Raw genomic sequence first — 15,025 nt, 5'->3', positions numbered from 1 at the left:
CTAATTTTGAAACTTGAATATTTACTTATCTATAAATTTATATTTATGAGTACCGTAATAAAAGAGAGTTTGCAACGTAGCATGTCGTATAAGGAGTATAGGGATTTAATGACGAAATTGGCTGCCGAAGGCAGAACGACAGGTTTAGAAAAAACCAGGGAAAGGATCGATTTTACGAAGCTTAACGACCAGCGCATGAAGCGTTGGGATAAGACAATTAAGGTTTCAGAAAGTACTCGGGAAAAGATAGCTAGGTTTAATCATCGTGTTATATGGTTGGTTATTGCAGAGAGTTGGTGTGGTGATGGAGCTCATATGTTACCAGCTTTAGATAAGATAGCTACATTAAGTAGTTATATTAATTTAAGAGTGGTACTTCGAGATGATAACCCTGAGCTAATGGATGCCTTTTTAACTGGAGGAGCCCGAGCCATACCTAAATTGATAATGATAGATAGTGAAACAGGAGAGGCTTTAAAAACCTATGGGCCAAGACCAAGCGAAGCAACCAACTATGTAAGTCGATTTAAAAATATGTATGGTAAGTTAACGCCAGATTTCAAAAAAGACCTTCAGCATTGGTATAATAAAAATAAAGGCCAGAATATTATAGAAGATGTTGCCGAGATGCTTTGTGATATGGAGCCTAACTTTTACCTATAAAATAAAAGGTTATAGACCCTATTTGCGATGCGTTACTAGGATCGGAGCTAAAGGTAGATTTCTTGGCATATTCCAGAGCATGTTCTCTTAAACATTCGTTGGAGGAATTAGATGAAGTGTTTACATAGGCATCTGTAACGTTGCCTTTGGCATTAACCGTAATATTAATGACAATCTTTCCTCCTTTTTCACAAAGATATACTGGAGGGGGAATGGAAATTTTGTTGCGATCCTTTAACGAAAAACTAATCGTACTTTTCGAATTGTTGCTGTCTTCCTGTTGTTTTTTTAAAAGGTCGTTTACTTTACTGAATTTAGATAGCTCTTCTTCATTTAATTTAGAATCTTCAGTGTTTTCATAGCTTTTAGAAGCTGTATTAGGGCCTTCTGCTAAACTGCTTGTTTTTGGGATGTAGTCTTCTGGGGGCGCAATGGGCTTATATGCTTGGGCAAAATGTTTGGCTTCCTGAGTTTCATTAAAAGCCTCGTTGGTTTCAGCTTTACTGGCATTTAGTTTCTCTAAAGCTTCAAGAACTTTAATTTCTTCCTCGGTTAATGCTTCTTCAGGCTCTATTTCGTAAAAGCTTTCGGCAATCATCGCACTCTGTTTTTTTATGCTAAGGTTAAAAACAGCCATAACTAGCGTTCCGGAAATAAAAAACGTGATTAAAAGGGCTCTATGTTGATTTGTTAGCTTCAAATCGAAATCAAATTGAATCCATTATCATCACCAAATTAAAGAAAGTTTTTCCTTTAACCAGTTGTTTGTCTATAGCAATAAATAGACATGATAATAGTATTACACATTGAAATATACGTAAAATTAAGTAATTTGGTTGTTAAGCCCCGTTATAAAATCTTCAATAGAAGCAGCATTGATAACATCAAAATCACCAATTTTTGTCCGACGGAGTTTCGATAAGTAGGCTCCCGATTGCAATGCTTTGCCAAAATCATTTGCTAAAGATCGAATGTAAGTGCCTTTGCTGCAAACTACTCTAAAATCAATATTAAGACCGTCAATATTAGTGATTTCAAATTCTTTGATGTGTATGGTGCGTGGCTTTATTTCAACAGTTTCACCTGCTCTGGCAAATTCATACAAACGTTTTCCATCCTTTTTTATCGCAGAGAATAAGGGAGGAAACTGTTCTATATCTCCAAGGAATAGTTTAGTGGTCTCACGTATTAAATTTGGGGTAATGTGTTCTGAAGGAAATGTCTTGTCGACTTCAGTCTCCATATCATAAGAGGGCGTTGTGCTGCCCAAAACAAAAGTGCCAGTATATTCCTTTATCTGACCTTGGAACGTATCAATTTGTTTGGTCATTTTTCCAGTACATATAACAAGAAGCCCTGTTGCCAATGGATCTAAAGTGCCTGCATGGCCTACTTTTATTTTCTTAATTTTAAAAGCTTGTCTAATTTCCCAGCGTAATTTGTTTACCACTTGAAAAGAGGTCCAATGCAGCGGTTTGTCTATAAGCAAAACCTGACCAGAAAGATAATCTTCACTTGTAAGCATGTTAGGAATTTAGTAGGGAAAAAACAATAGCAATCAATCCAACAATAACGCAATGAATTGCAAAATAAGTAAGCTTACTTTTTTTAACCAGTGCTATCATCCAAGTACAAGCAAACAATCCTGCAATAAAAGCAGCTACAAAACCAATAGCCAAAGCTGTAAAATTCTGGCTCTCGGTAGAAATGTCTCCGCTTAATATGTCTTTAGCTATTTTTCCAAAAATAAGTGGTACTACCATTAAAAATGAAAAACGAGCTGCTTTCGTTTTATCATTGCCCAGTAAAACAGAGGTCGAAATCGTAGCACCAGAACGAGATATCCCGGGTAACATGGCTATGGCTTGTGCTATACCAATAACAAAAGCATTTTTAAAAGATACTTTCTTATTGGTGTCTTTGGCTTTATCGGCTAAGAACAATAAAATTGCTGTAACGATTAACATAAAACCTACCAACAGGATGTTACCACCAAAAAGAGATTCTAACTGTGTTTCAAAAAACAAGCCTATAACTACTGCTGGAATCATGGAAACAATAATCTTAGAAATAAATTGTAAATCGTCGTTCCATTTAAAACTTAGAGCACCTTTTATAATGGATAAAACATCCTTTCTGAAAACAATAATGGTACTCAATGCAGTAGCAAAGTGCAAAACAACAGTAAAGAGTAAGCTTTCTTCTGGTACAGAGTGATCCCCGAGAATTGCTTTTCCTAATTCTAAATGACCACTTGACGATACAGGAAGAAATTCGGTAAGGCCCTGGATAATACCAAGGATAATAGCATTAATTATATCCACGCTACTTCTTGTTTGGATTTAACAAAATAGCATAGACCTGAATGCCAAATCCAAATAAAATTAACGCTGGAGCAAGGCGAATGCGTCTCCAGTGGAAAATATCCGGATTGAATACATTAGGGTCGTCACTACCGCCTCCAGCCATTAATATAAAGCCTAAAGCGATACAGGCTAAACCTATAAACATGAACCTGTAATTTTTTTTGCCGAACACAAAAACAGGTTTTGTGTTTTCCTTTTGTTTCTTTTCTCCCATAATCAATGCCGAAAACGCAAAATTATTAATAATGATTGCAAAGTAATAGAATTATTTATAAAAGAGCGTTAACGATTTCTAAATTTAAGGGGAGAACAAGGATTAGAGGTCTAGATTAGAATAGAAATATTATTGTATAGTTAGATTTGTCGTTCCCGAAACAAGAAAAACATGGCAACAATCGGCAGCTACTACATAATTTTCGGTAACTATTTGTTGACTGTTTTTAAAACCCCTGAACTGAACTTCTATTTCTTTATTTCGATAAGTATTGGTGTATTCGTCTCCAAATAAGGGATAAGTGCCGTTTTGTTGCATCAAAGCCAATTCACTACTGCTGGTTTCCCGGGTAAGATCGTTGCCCGATACTACTGCTATAACTTTAAAACTGTCTAAAGCTACAGGTATATCATTAGTGTCTTTTATTGTTACTGTAAGTGTTCTAAACTCTTCAGTGCAAGCTATGTTTGCGCAGCTCGGATCAGTTTCGTCGTTGTTGTTACATGCTGACACAATATGAAATAATACCAAAATCAATAGCAATTTTTTTACCATAACCATTTTCGCGTTTTTCCTAAAGATGCTAAAAGAGCAAAAAGGTTGCTTAGTGCAATTATAAATTTACTCGATAATCGAGATTTAAGTGTTACGAGGCTAGTCTCGAAATTAATATAGCTTTCTTATAATTATCAGGCCAGATTGCCTGTGGTAGTTTATGTTAATAATAGAGCTGATCGGTTTTTAAGTTCAAGAAGCGCTGCGTTGCAATATGAGTACTTATCCAGGTAATAACGATGCCCAATGCAAATACGAAAACAAAAAGTAAAATTACCAAGGTAGCATTGTTAAGCAATTCCAGCTCAGGGAATGTTTTATTTAAATAATATAAAACAATAGCCATGCCTATTAGAGCTAAAAGCGCTCCTATTATGCCCAAGCGGACACTCTTCCATACAAATGGGCGCCTGATAAACTGTTTGGTGGCACCAACCATTTGCATGGTCTTAATGGTAAAGCGTTTAGAATAAACAGCTAATCTAATGGAGCTATTGATAAGCAATACGGCAATTAAAGTAAAAATACCACTTATTACCAATACCCAAAAACTGATCTTTTTAACGTTATCGTTCATTAAATTTACCAAATCATTATCGTAGGTTACTTCATCAACAAAGTCTTTGTTGAGTGCGTCAGAGGATATTTTTTCAAGATGTTCCGACGTAACAAATGCCGCTTTTAAGTGGACATCTATAGAATTCTGTAATGGGTTATAGCCAACAAAATCCATAAAGTCCTCACCATTTTCGGCTTTCATGAATTCGGCTGCTTGCTCTTTAGAAACGTACTCGGTAGATTTTACATAGTCGGCCATAGCCAGACTTTTTTGCAGTTGCTTTATTTCGATATCCTTAGCAGTATCTTTTAAATAAATTGTAACAACCACTTGTTCTTTGAAGTGATCAGAAACTTTTTTCGCATTCAAGATAAGCATGCCTAATAACCCCAATAAAAACAAGACCAAAGCAATGCTCAGTACCACTGAAAAGTAAGATGAAATAAGGCGGCGCTTTTGATGTCTTTCAAATGATGAACTCATAGGATATTGGATTGATGACGTAAAAATATAAAAGTTAATCTAAAGAAACTTTAAAAGCATACGTCTTTTGGCATTACAAAAATTGATTTTTAACTTAAAAATTAAAAGATCCGCTCTAGTATAACCTGAATATTGAAATAATGTTGTGTAACTTATTTAAATCAAGCTAGCTTTTTTGGTGGTTTACTTACAAGATAAACACCAACAACAACCATCAGGCAGCTTAATACCTTTAAAAGGTTAATATCTTGTGTATAAACATTATTGTTCAATATATAAGCATATATACTTACCATAATAAAACTTATCATGGGTTGTAAATAAATATAACTGCTGTTTACCGAAGGTGATACATACTTAAGGGCATAAATATTAAATAAGTAGGCGAAAAAGGTGGTAAAGATAACAACATACCCAATTACCAAGTAGGTGTTTGTTGTAAATGCAGCAAAGTTAGTAGCTAGCAGATCATTAAATCCGAAGGGAATAATGTATGTAAAACCAAATAAAAACACCCAACTTACAATAGTGATGGCATGGTATTTTTTCATTAAAGGTTTAACAACCACTAGGTACAGTCCATAACAGGAAGCGTTCATTAAAACGAACAGGTTGCCAAGAAAAGAGCTAGTACCTATGGCACTACTGCCATAAACAATTAAAAAAATAGCGCCAATGCCGCCAATAGTAATGCCCAATACTTTGTTTTTGGTAATGCGCTCTTTAAGAAGAAGTGCGCTAAAGGTAAGGACAATAACTGGGGTAGCTGTCATGATAATAGAAGCATCGATTGGTGATGTTAAATTAATACCATGAAAAAATAACAGCTGATTGGCAGCAGCTCCCAGCAAACCACAAAGTGCCAGTTTTGGGAAGTCTTTTTTGGCCACAGATTCTTTTATGAAAAATGACTTAATAAACCAAAATAATAAGGTGCAACAGATTAACCGGATAAAAACAAAAGCGTTTGGATTTATTTTTTCGGGCATAATGCCTTTGGCTATAATATAGTTAGCACCATAGATTAAGTTGGCTCCCAAAAGAGCAAGATGCGCTTTATAAATAGGTTGTTTCAAACGTGTTTTGTTTTGAGCGACAAAAGTAAATTATAATCATTGAAAAACAGCTTGTAATAGAATAATTCACCTTATTTATTAAGGCTTAAAGGTTTTACAGTTAGAACGTGTTTAAACTTTTTGGGTTTAAGCGAAAATTAGGTGTTTTTTTGCACATTTGAAGGTTTTTTTGAGTTGCATAGCTGAGCTATGGAAGGAGAAAAGGACAAAAAATGGGTGAAAAAGGGCAATTTTTTAGCAAATTGAAAAAGTTTAAATGAGTTCTTTGTTTATAAACCGTAAATTTGCGCTTTTAAAAAGTAGAATTACAATTAGGATGAAGTACGATTTCAATCAAATCGAAAAGAAGTGGCAAGATTACTGGGCCAAAAATCAAACCTTTAAGGCTGAAAATAATTCAGATAAGCCTAAGTTTTATGTGTTAGACATGTTTCCTTATCCTAGTGGAGCCGGATTACATGTTGGTCATCCGTTAGGTTATATAGCTTCCGATATATATGCGCGATACAAGCGCCATCAAGGCTTTAACGTATTGCATCCGCAAGGTTACGACAGCTTTGGATTACCTGCTGAGCAATATGCCATTCAAACGGGACAGCACCCAGCAATAACAACAGCCGAAAACATAAAAACCTATCGCAGACAGCTGGACCAAATAGGGTTTTCTTTCGATTGGAGCCGCGAAGTCCGTACCAGTGATCCTAGTTATTATAAATGGACCCAATGGATCTTTATTCAATTGTTCAATTCGTGGTATAATAACGATAGCGACAAAGCTGAGGATATTACGGAATTGGTCGGCATCTTTGAAAAAGAAGGGAATGCCAATGTTAATGCCGCCTCTGATGAAAATGTTGATATGTTTACTGCGGAAGATTGGCTGTCTTTCTCGTCCAAAAAACAACAAGAGATCTTATTACAATATCGTTTAACCTATTTAGCCGAAACCGAAGTAAACTGGTGTCCAGCATTAGGAACGGTATTAGCTAACGATGAAATTGTAAATGGTGTATCCGAACGAGGTGGACATCCAGTTATAAGGAAAAAAATGACCCAGTGGAGTATGCGTATTTCGGCCTATGCCGAACGCTTATTGCAAGGTTTGGAAAAAATAGATTGGACCGATGCACTTAAGGAAAGTCAGCGTAACTGGATAGGCAAATCGGTAGGAGCTTCGGTTACTTTTAGTGTCATGTCGAGCGCAGTCGAGACATCTCATAAAATTTCGGTGTTTACTACCCGTCCCGATACCATTTTTGGAGTTAGTTTTATGACTCTAGCACCAGAACATGAATTGGTGTCCCAAATAACAACGCCAGAGCAGCAAGCTGAGGTTGAAGCTTATGTTGAGGCAACAGCAAAACGCAGTGAACGCGATAGGATGGCCGATGTAAAAACCATTACAGGCGCGTTTACAGGAGCCTATGCCGAGCATCCATTTACCAAAGAACCCATTCCAGTTTGGATTGGTGATTATGTATTGGCTGGTTATGGAACAGGTGCTGTGATGTCTGTACCTTGTGGTGATCAGCGTGATTACGATTTTGCAAAACATTTTAATATCCCCATTCCTAATATTTTTGAAGGCGTTGATATTTCTGAGGTAGCATTTGCCGATAAGGATAATACCATTATAGCCAATAGTGACTTTTTAAATGGTTTAAACTATAAAGAAGCCACCAAAAAAGTCATTTTAGAACTTGAAAAACTTGGTTGTGGAGAAGGGAAAACCAACTACCGTTTGCGAGATGCAGTATTTAGCCGTCAGCGTTACTGGGGAGAACCATTTCCGGTATATTATGTAAATGGCATGCCACAAATGATTGAAGCGGAGCATTTACCAATACAGTTACCCGAAGTAGAAAAATATTTACCCACCGAAACAGGTGAGCCGCCGTTAGGAAATGCCACCGTTTGGGCCTGGGACACTAAAAATAACAAAGTCGTTTCCAATGACCTTGTCACCCCGAGCGGAGTCGAGGGGTCTCACGATAATGGTGTATATCCATTAGAGTTAAATACCATGCCCGGTTGGGCCGGTAGTTCCTGGTATTTTAACCGTTATATGGATGCCAATAACGAGAACGAATTTGCCAGTAAGGAAGCTTTGAATTACTGGAAAGATGTCGACCTGTATATTGGTGGTAGCGAACATGCCACCGGGCACTTATTGTACTCTCGTTTTTGGCAGAAATTCTTGTTCGATAAAGGATTGGTGCCTGTGGATGAGTATGCTAAAAAATTGATAAACCAGGGGATGATTCTGGGTACGAGCGCTTTTGTCTACAGGTTACGAGTTAATGCAATTTTAGAAGAGGAGAATATAGATAACATTAATAAACTAGAATATTTGAAGTCTAATTATGCTATTTATATTTCTGAAGGAGAATTGAAGTGCATTCAAGGCAATAAAGAGTATGAAAAGAAATATGAAGATTTTAAACAAAGCTATACTAAATTCTTAGAGTCTGAGCTCAATACTACAATTGTGAAACCTTTAATTTTTAATTTTGGAAGTTGTGTTCCAATTCGAGTTAAAGTTGATTATATCAACGCTTCTGACGAATTGAATGTTGAGGGTTTAAAAACTGATAGTGAATTTGGTAAGGAATACAAGAATGCTGTTTTCATTGGGGAAAATGGAGTGATTATTGAAGGAGATAACGAGGTTTATAAAGTAGGGCGTGATGTTGAAAAAATGTCCAAATCCAAATACAATGTCGTCAACCCGGACAATATCTGTAAGCAATACGGTGCCGATAGTTTACGTTTATATGAAATGTTCCTGGGGCCATTAGAGCAATACAAACCCTGGAATACTGCCGGTATTACAGGGGTGCACAGTTTCCTTAAAAAGCTATGGAAATTATATATAGATGATAACGGATTAAAAGTTAATGATGTAGAGCCATCAAAAGACAGTCTAAAAACACTTCATAAAACCATTAAGAAAGTACAGGAAGATATTGAGAATTTCTCGTTTAATACCTCGGTGTCTACTTTTATGATTGCCGTAAACGAGTTAACTGCTCAAAAATGTACAAGCAAGGCTATTTTAGAACAGTTGTTGGTTTTAATAGCGCCTTATGCACCGCATATTGCAGAGGAATTATGGAGTCAGTTAGGAAATACTGAATCGATTTCTACGGCACCATTCCCTAAATTTGAGGCCAGCTATTTGGTAGAAAGTAGCAAGAATTACCCGATTTCCTTTAATGGTAAAATGCGTTTTACCTTGGAGCTACCGTTGGATATGAGTAAAGATGAGGTTGAGAAAGCCGTACTGGATCACGAAAAAACCCAGGAACAGTTGCAAGGACGTACCCCTAAAAAGGTGATTGTTGTTCCGGGAAAAATCGTAAATGTTGTAGGGTAAATGAATATTCAGATAGAACATTTAGAAGACAAATTCTTGTCAACCGCTTTAAAGAATGGTCTTAGCTATTGGAAAAAAGACCAATTTGAGATTATCCATAACAGTGCTACTTCCCTAAAGGCAAAAGTTTTTGGGAGTGATGAATATTTGACCGAAATGATGTTTTTAGGGAATTACGTAACTGATGTTAACTGTAACTGCCCAAATAACCGAACCCTGTTTTGTAAGCATGTGGCTATTCTATATTATGAAAAATTAAAGGAGGTCTTAGAGTTAAAAAAATCAAAGCCTAGAAAAACTGCAGCTAAGTCCAAAGTAGCTGGTGTAGAAACTAAGAAAACATTTTCTATCGAAGAAGCTGTAGATAACTTGTCCTTAAATGAATTAAAGGAAATAATTCTCAAGGAAATTAAAAGTAACCAAATGCTCAGGGATACTTTGGAGCATAAACTAAGTCCTAAAAATAAAAGCGTAAAAGAACTCTATGGTTTTCATAAGACCCAAATTCAACAATTAATTAAAAAGCATCAAAAAAACGGCTATATAAATTACTCTGCTTCTAATAAAATAGGCAATGTGGTTATAGATATGGCTAAGGATGCTTTGAAGCACTATGAGAAGAATTCGCTAGAAGCATGTTTTGAAATTTGCAGAGCAATTATAGAAGTAATGCTTAAGCCTTTATATTACACTGATACATCTTCAGGTATTTTCTATCAAGGATTGGATGAGGCATTGAGTATTTCCAAGACTATTGCTGAAATGGAAACGCTTAGCACTAAGCTAAGAAAATATATGTATGGTGTTTTCTTGAAATTGTTCAAGGATAATAAAAATCACGGTTGGGGATACGAAGTATATTTTGTTGATGTATTGATTTTGTTGGCTGATAGCGAAAGTCAGAAGGAAGAATTAATCAGTGCTATTCATGACAATGGCATTGAAAATTATACTGTACAGCTGTATAATATTATTAGAAAATTTGAAGGAGAAGAAGCGGGGAAAAACTTTGTTTTAGAGCATAAAACCTTACCAGAGTTTAGACAGATGTTGTTTGACGATCTCCTGCAAAAAGAAGATTATAAGGGAGCTAAGGATTGTATGCTTGAAGGGATTAATGTAAATAAAGAGTTTAAGGGAGTGGTTATTGGCTGGCTACAAAATTTACACTACTTAGCCGACTTAACAGATGATAGGGAGTTATTGATTAAAACAGTCAAGATTTTATTTTTAGAGATTGGGTTTAATTCCTATAAAGATTCTAAAGATTATTACAGTATTTTAAAAGAACAGTTTACTAAGAAAGAATGGCAGAAAGAATGCGCTTTGTTGTTAAATCAAGTTCAAGATAAAAGTACCTTAGAGGAAATTTATTATAGGGAAGAAAACTTTGAATTATTGTTTAAAAGTATTGCAGAGGATCAAGATCATTATTTTGGAGCTAATTATTTGAATCTTGATATAAAATATATTAAAAGCCTGATTCCAAAATATGAAGAACCGTTAAGAAATCTATTGTTAGATAGGATAACCAAGTATATTGATTTGTTTCAAGGGAAGAAATACTATATAGAAGTTTGTAGAATATTAGTTAGTTTAAAAAAGCAAGGAATGGACATAGACCATTTTATCCTATCGTTAAAGGTCAATTACCAAAGAAGACCATCACTCATGGCTAGATTGGAAGAGTTTTTTGGGTAGGCAAGCTGACAAACTTTCATATTAAAAGATTGGCGTTATTATTGCTATGATTATTTCGTAATAAAGCATAAAAAAAGAAAAAAATGATAGGATATTATATATTAATAGGAGCTATAGCCTTAGTAAGTTGGTTGGTAAGCAGTACATTAAAGCGGAAGTTTGAGACGTATTCTAAAATACAGTTACGTAATGGTATGAGTGGTCGTGAGATTGCAGAGAAAATGCTTCACGATCACGGTATTTATGATGTTGAAGTGATTTCGACCCCTGGACAGCTAACCGATCATTATAACCCCAAGAACAAAACGGTTAATTTAAGCGAATCGGTTTATCACCAGCGTAATGCCGCAGCAGCTGCCGTAGCAGCACACGAATGCGGTCATGCTGTACAACATGCCAAAGCTTATAGCTGGTTGCAAATGCGATCGTCTTTAGTGCCAGTAGTGAGTGTTACATCAGGTATGTCGCAATGGTTAATTATTGGAGGCCTTATATTAGGAGGTGCAGCCGGAGTAGGTTTAGGTTGGTGGGTAGCTGCAGCCGGTGTGGTATTTATGGGCTTTGCGACCTTATTTAGCTTTATTACATTACCTGTGGAGTATGATGCGAGCCATCGTGCTTTGGCATGGCTTAAAAATAAAAATATGGTTAGTCAGGAAGAATATGCCGGTTCTGAAGATGCGCTTAAATGGGCAGCGCGAACCTATTTGGTGGCAGCTATTGGAGCACTTGCATCCTTGTTGTATTGGGCACTGCAAGTATTTGGTTCCAGAGATTAATTAAGACTGATAATGTAAATAAAAACCGAATTTTTACAGTTGCGTAGGAATTCGGTTTCTTTTTTTATTACATTTAAGGCTCTAACAAAAAACGATATTATTTATGGAAAATATGATTCAAAACAAACTGATGGTAGCTGATCTTTCAGAAGCGGATAAAGTTGCTTTTTATAAGAAGACCTATACGCATGTTGCGGGTGGTGTACTGGTGTTTATCCTTTTCGAGTACCTGTTACTTCAAAGTGAGACCATCGTTGATTTTGCATTGTCTATGACCCAAGGGTATCGCTGGTTGCTTATGCTGGGTGGCTTTATGTTGGTAACCAACTATGCGGAACGTATGACCTTGAGAACAGCCGATAGGAATAAGCAATATATGGCCTACGGATTATACATTTTGGCTGAGGCCTTTATTTTTGTGCCTCTAATTTACATTGCAGCGTTCTACATGGAATCCGGTACTGAGATTTTAAACCAAGCCGCTATCGTTACCTTGGGGTTATTTACTGGGTTATCGGCTATTGTATTTGTGACCAAAAAGGATTTTTCGTTTTTAAAAGCCGGTTTAACCGTTGGGTTCTTTATTGCTATTGGTTTAATTTTGGCAGGAACCTTATTTGGATTTAACTTAGGGCTTTGGTTTTCGGTTGCTATGTGTGCGTTGGCAGCGGGTTCCATTTTATACCAAACCTCTAATCTAATTCATAAATATTCAAATGATGAATATGTACCAGCAGCCTTGGGCTTATTTGCATCACTCATGTTGCTATTTTGGTACGTCCTTAGTATTCTGATGTCTCGGGATTGACCCAGTCAATATTTATACAAGTCAAGCCTTGAAGTTGTTCAGGGCTTTTTTTGTGTTTTTATGGGAAGCCTGTTCAACGCTGTTTAATTTTTTTGTCATGCCTGTGTAGGCAGGTATCCACTTTTGGCTATGTATATAATAAAACCATGTTTAGTACTATGATTGGAATCGTTGGTCAGGACTATATTATGATTTCTTACTTTTTCCCATTGCCGCAAAAAGTAAGCAAAAAGGTCTAGGCTTACGATAAAACCCTGAGAAAATGCTACGGTATCTCCTTCCACGGATGAAAATACCTCCTCCTCATTGCTTCGGGGTCAAACAAGATTTTCATCCCTATGCCTTCCTTCTGCCTTGATTTTTAAGGGTTTTCTCGGTAGGCCGTGGTTCTTATTGTCTTTGGTTTTCTTTGTCATGCCTGCCTTTCGTCTTTGCTCAAGATAAACTGTGGCAGGCATCCATTTTTTGATGCATATATTAAGAAATCATGTTTGTTTCCTTGTTTAGGGTCGTATAGTGAGAGTTGCTTTGTGACTTCTTACTTTCTTTATTGAAAAGAAAGTTGGTAATATGATTTGAAAGCTGATTTAACCTCTTTATATTGTGGGAAAATTAGTTGTAAAATAATAGAGAGACTTTAGACAATATACGGGACTCATCATGTCTGTTTCTAATCGAAAAACATTAATATGAACAATACAATGGGTAAAAAAATTGTTTTAATACTTATGATGGCTTTGAGCAGTTTAGCTCATGCCCAAAAAGGAAAGGCCATGCTTATTTTAAAGGATAGTACTAGAATTAACGGAACCGGTGAGATAAGTGGAATTTCATCCATTGTTACGGTAAAATTTTACAATGATACATTAAAATTAAAAACCTATAAATTCGAAGAAATTATTGGAATTGATATTTTAGAAAATAACTATTTCAGAAAGTTTAGATATAAGTTGACTGATAAGTATGGGAAGAAAAAAAGGTATCCAGAACTTTTAGAAATAGTATCATTGGATAACTTAAGTCTTTATGTCAGAATTTATGAAACAAGTGTTTTGTCAAATTCATTTTCTAATGAACCGATTCAAATTGGAGGTTCATCTGATCCGTTAAATGATAATTACGTGAGCGAAGTAGAATTGGATAATGGTGACAAAATAAAAATTGCTAAAAGTTTCAATAAATACCAGGAAATCACCTTTCCGAGATATAGCTATTACGTAGGCAAAGGGAAAAGCGATGAAGTTGATCATCTTTATACCAAGGGGTTGCCTTTTGCGAAAAACTTTAAAAACGCTATGAAAGATTACTTTCAAGATTGTCCGGAGTTAATTGAAAAAGTTAAAAACAAGGAGTTTAATAATAATGAGCTGTGGAAAGTACTGGAATTTTACAATAGGAAGTGTTTAAATGTCAATTTGGAATAGATGTTGTGGACAGTGATGTGTCTCTGTTGATAGAATTGTGTAGAGTAGTACTTATAAAAAAGCAGCAACCTATTGAAAAGTATTTAAAGAAAGTTTTGAATGTGTTTTAAAATCAGATTATAATATGAAGTCTTTTAGTAAGTCATTTCTATTGTTTTTATTAATTCTCTCAATGTCACTCATTGGAAATACCCAAAATAAAAATATTCAAGACTCAAAAAACATTAGTTCCTATGACCGTGATTTAAAAATACTTGAAGAAAAGTTAGTCCATACTGCTAAGGTCTGGGATAGTTTGGATTATATCCTCAGACAAAGGCCTTCCGATACCATTTATAGAAATGTTGTTAGGCAACAGTTTAAGGAAAATAAGCAAAAACAACTCGATGTATATCGAAGTTTCATTTATGAGAATCCCAATTCTCTTGTGTCGGCCGAAACACTAAATAATTTAAAATTTCTTTATGGTAAAGAGGGGACTCAAGAATTGTTTCAACCAATGTCCGAAACAATAAAGAGTTCTCAACTAGGACAAAATATATCCAATTTTATTGATTTATATCAAACTCCAGAAATTAATGAAGAGTATATTGATTTCGAATTGCAGAATCAATATGGAGAGAAAGTTAAACTTTCAGAACACTTGGGAGAAGAATATACCTTAATCGAATTTTGGGCTTCTTGGTGTGTTCCATGTAGGAGGTCGAACCCTGAATTAATAGAAATTTATGAAGCTTTTAAGGATAAGGGGTTGAACATTATTGGTGTTTCAGTAGATGAAGATAAAGCGTCTTGGATTCAGGCAATTAAAGAAGACGGTCTCGCTTGGATAAATGTTAGTGATTTAAAAGGAAAAGAAAATACAGCAGCGTTAAAATATGGTATAACAGCTGTTCCTACTAATTTTTTAATCAATAACAAAGGAATTATCATTGCCAAGGATGTTGATATAATACGTTTGAAGAGTTTGATAAACTAGAAGACAAAGCTTCATACATAATCAGTAACCTTTTTATATGCC

General features: G+C 35.6%; 14 protein-coding genes. 7 read left to right on the top strand and 7 right to left on the bottom strand.

The features are described from left to right. Positions 1–45: 45 nt before the first annotated feature. Positions 46–663, top strand: coding sequence for a thioredoxin family protein (locus ABD792_RS10245; RefSeq protein WP_345005886.1), 618 nt, complete (start codon positions 46–48; stop codon positions 661–663). On the opposite strand, the gene ABD792_RS10240 is transcribed toward ABD792_RS10245, so the two are convergent. From ABD792_RS10240 to ABD792_RS10210, 7 genes are all read right to left on the bottom strand, one after another. Beyond that, the gene (locus ABD792_RS10240; protein ID WP_345005885.1) at positions 647–1,261 is read right to left on the bottom strand and encodes a hypothetical protein; all 615 of its coding nucleotides are present in this window, start codon (positions 1,259–1,261) and stop codon (positions 647–649) included. The genes ABD792_RS10245 and ABD792_RS10240 overlap by 17 nt on opposite strands. A gap of 225 nt (positions 1,262–1,486) precedes the next feature. Beyond that, the gene (gene truB, locus ABD792_RS10235; RefSeq protein WP_345005884.1) at positions 1,487–2,188 is read right to left on the bottom strand and encodes a tRNA pseudouridine(55) synthase TruB; all 702 of its coding nucleotides are present in this window, start codon (positions 2,186–2,188) and stop codon (positions 1,487–1,489) included. 1 nt (position 2,189) lies between these two features. Then, positions 2,190–2,987 (bottom strand): undecaprenyl-diphosphate phosphatase, encoded by a 798-nt coding sequence (locus ABD792_RS10230; RefSeq protein ID WP_345005883.1) that lies wholly within the window; start codon positions 2,985–2,987, stop codon positions 2,190–2,192. Position 2,988: 1 nt separating this feature from the next. Beyond that, complete coding sequence (locus ABD792_RS10225; RefSeq protein ID WP_345005881.1) at positions 2,989–3,243, bottom strand: DUF3098 domain-containing protein; 255 nt, start codon at positions 3,241–3,243, stop codon at positions 2,989–2,991. A 129-nt stretch (positions 3,244–3,372) separates the two neighbouring features. Beyond that, a complete protein-coding gene (locus ABD792_RS10220) occupies positions 3,373–3,798 on the bottom strand; it encodes a hypothetical protein (protein WP_345005880.1) in 426 nt (141 codons plus the stop codon). A 163-nt stretch (positions 3,799–3,961) separates the two neighbouring features. Beyond that, the gene (locus ABD792_RS10215; RefSeq protein WP_345005879.1) at positions 3,962–4,840 is read right to left on the bottom strand and encodes a cell division protein FtsX; all 879 of its coding nucleotides are present in this window, start codon (positions 4,838–4,840) and stop codon (positions 3,962–3,964) included. Between the two features lie 161 nt (positions 4,841–5,001). Continuing rightward, positions 5,002–5,916 (bottom strand): DMT family transporter, encoded by a 915-nt coding sequence (locus ABD792_RS10210; protein WP_345005878.1) that lies wholly within the window; start codon positions 5,914–5,916, stop codon positions 5,002–5,004. 316 nt (positions 5,917–6,232) lie between these two features. Here ABD792_RS10210 and ABD792_RS10205 point away from each other — a divergent pair, with 316 nt between their 5' ends. The 6 genes from ABD792_RS10205 to ABD792_RS10180 all read left to right on the top strand — a co-directional run bounded on the left by ABD792_RS10205 (position 6,233) and on the right by ABD792_RS10180 (position 14,983). Continuing rightward, positions 6,233–9,292 (top strand): leucine--tRNA ligase, encoded by a 3,060-nt coding sequence (locus tag ABD792_RS10205; protein ID WP_345005876.1) that lies wholly within the window; start codon positions 6,233–6,235, stop codon positions 9,290–9,292. After that, entirely contained in the window at positions 9,293–10,993 is a 1,701-nt protein-coding gene (locus ABD792_RS10200; RefSeq protein WP_345005874.1) for an SWIM zinc finger family protein, read from the top strand. It begins immediately after the preceding gene. A gap of 83 nt (positions 10,994–11,076) precedes the next feature. After that, the gene (locus ABD792_RS10195) at positions 11,077–11,772 is read left to right on the top strand and encodes a zinc metallopeptidase (RefSeq protein ID WP_345005873.1); all 696 of its coding nucleotides are present in this window, start codon (positions 11,077–11,079) and stop codon (positions 11,770–11,772) included. A gap of 103 nt (positions 11,773–11,875) precedes the next feature. Next, complete coding sequence (locus ABD792_RS10190) at positions 11,876–12,580, top strand: Bax inhibitor-1/YccA family protein (RefSeq protein ID WP_345005872.1); 705 nt, start codon at positions 11,876–11,878, stop codon at positions 12,578–12,580. A gap of 689 nt (positions 12,581–13,269) precedes the next feature. Next, a complete protein-coding gene (locus ABD792_RS10185; RefSeq protein WP_345005871.1) occupies positions 13,270–14,004 on the top strand; it encodes a hypothetical protein in 735 nt (244 codons plus the stop codon). Positions 14,005–14,176: 172 nt separating this feature from the next. After that, the gene (locus tag ABD792_RS10180; protein ID WP_345005870.1) at positions 14,177–14,983 is read left to right on the top strand and encodes a peroxiredoxin family protein; all 807 of its coding nucleotides are present in this window, start codon (positions 14,177–14,179) and stop codon (positions 14,981–14,983) included. The last annotated feature ends 42 nt before the right edge of the window (positions 14,984–15,025 follow it).

Source organism: Snuella lapsa (genome assembly GCF_039539345.1).
Classification (GTDB): Bacteria; Bacteroidota; Bacteroidia; order Flavobacteriales; family Flavobacteriaceae; genus Snuella; species Snuella lapsa.
The sequence above is the reverse complement of the archived record's forward strand: the minus strand, read 5'-3'. Positions and strand labels throughout refer to the sequence as shown.

What these genes read in the sequence shown, in the direction of transcription:
- ABD792_RS10205 (WP_345005876.1), top strand. Translation starts at nt 6,233, where the DNA reads ATGAAGTACGATTTCAATCAAATCGAAAAGAAGTGGCAAGATTACTGG.
- ABD792_RS10220 (WP_345005880.1), bottom strand. Translation starts at nt 3,798, where the DNA reads ATGGTAAAAAAATTGCTATTGATTTTGGTATTATTTCATATTGTGTCA.
- ABD792_RS10200 (WP_345005874.1), top strand. Translation starts at nt 9,293, where the DNA reads ATGAATATTCAGATAGAACATTTAGAAGACAAATTCTTGTCAACCGCT.
- ABD792_RS10195 (WP_345005873.1), top strand. Translation starts at nt 11,077, where the DNA reads ATGATAGGATATTATATATTAATAGGAGCTATAGCCTTAGTAAGTTGG.
- ABD792_RS10190 (WP_345005872.1), top strand. Translation starts at nt 11,876, where the DNA reads ATGGAAAATATGATTCAAAACAAACTGATGGTAGCTGATCTTTCAGAA.
- ABD792_RS10215 (WP_345005879.1), bottom strand. Translation starts at nt 4,840, where the DNA reads ATGAGTTCATCATTTGAAAGACATCAAAAGCGCCGCCTTATTTCATCT.
- ABD792_RS10185 (WP_345005871.1), top strand. Translation starts at nt 13,270, where the DNA reads ATGAACAATACAATGGGTAAAAAAATTGTTTTAATACTTATGATGGCT.
- ABD792_RS10225 (WP_345005881.1), bottom strand. Translation starts at nt 3,243, where the DNA reads ATGGGAGAAAAGAAACAAAAGGAAAACACAAAACCTGTTTTTGTGTTC.
- ABD792_RS10245 (WP_345005886.1), top strand. Translation starts at nt 46, where the DNA reads ATGAGTACCGTAATAAAAGAGAGTTTGCAACGTAGCATGTCGTATAAG.
- truB (WP_345005884.1), bottom strand. Translation starts at nt 2,188, where the DNA reads ATGCTTACAAGTGAAGATTATCTTTCTGGTCAGGTTTTGCTTATAGAC.
- ABD792_RS10180 (WP_345005870.1), top strand. Translation starts at nt 14,177, where the DNA reads ATGTCACTCATTGGAAATACCCAAAATAAAAATATTCAAGACTCAAAA.
- ABD792_RS10240 (WP_345005885.1), bottom strand. Translation starts at nt 1,261, where the DNA reads ATGATTGCCGAAAGCTTTTACGAAATAGAGCCTGAAGAAGCATTAACC.